This is a genomic window from Micromonospora sp. LOL_024 (genome assembly GCF_048060415.1).
Classification (GTDB): Bacteria; Actinomycetota; Actinomycetes; order Mycobacteriales; family Micromonosporaceae; genus Micromonospora.
The window spans coordinates 1-943 of record NZ_JBHMIS010000155.1; the positions used below are offsets into that span (position 1 = coordinate 1).

Sequence of the window (943 nt, forward strand, 5' to 3'; positions counted from 1 at the left end):
GGTTCGTCCGTGCTCGATGTGGAGGATGGTCAGGGCTGCGGCGACGATATCGCCGATCTTCCAGGGGCACAGGCTGACGTTACGCAGGGCTTTGAAGGTCATCTTGAGCAGACTGTTTCCGCGTTCCCCGACTGCGCGCAGCCGGTTGTGGGCGCGGTTGAACTGCTGCTGGACGTCGGTGAGCTGCCCGTTTGGCGGGGTCTTGAAGGCGATGGCGATGGTGGCGGCTTCGCCTTCGTAGCCCAGGTCGGCCAGGGTGCGCACCTCATCACGGATGCGGGTGAGGGTGTCGAGCAGTTCGGGGTGGTTGCGCAGGCATGTGGTGTCGTGTTCCCGGCCCGGCCGCACCGGGGATGTCCACAACGGCCAGCCGTCTGGGGCGGTCAGGATCTGGACGTTCCCGCCGTGGTTCTTGTGCTTCTTCGACCACCACAGGTCTTACCCCGGCGGTGGGGCCGGGGGTCGATAGCCGGTCGGTCTCGATCAGGGTGCCGTCCAGCAGTACGTAGTCGTAGCCGGCGGCTTTCGCGGCCAGCAGCGCCGAGTGCAGGCTCGGGGCCTGAGCGGCCAGGACCGCGATGCCTTCGTGTAGGTAGTCGTAGCCGGTGGACGTGCTGATGTTGTTGTCGCGGACCAGTTGGGTCATCCGGGTGCCGTCCAGCAGCCAGCGCAGGGCCAGCACGGCCTGCTTGAAGCAGCTCAACGCGCGTCGCTTGTTCCGCGTGCCGCGTCGCTGCCGTTCAGCGTGCAGCAGCTTCGACAGGTACAACACGGTCCGGTCGCGTACGGGCAGGGTGGCGGTGTAGGTGATACTCATGGGCGGCGCGGGACTCCGAGGAAGTTGATCTGTGGAAGGACCACTTCGTATCGGAGTTCCGTGCCTTTACGCGTTGATCTCGCCCGTCATGGCGATTCCGCCCGTTATCACCCATTCCGGACAAGC

General features: G+C 65.4%; 1 pseudogene. It reads right to left on the reverse strand.

Going from position 1 to position 943, the window contains the following annotated elements:
- Positions 1-817 (reverse strand): annotated as a pseudogene (locus tag ACFHWY_RS28670) (HARBI1 family protein); the annotation flags it as partial.
- Positions 818-943: the final 126 nt, after the last annotated feature.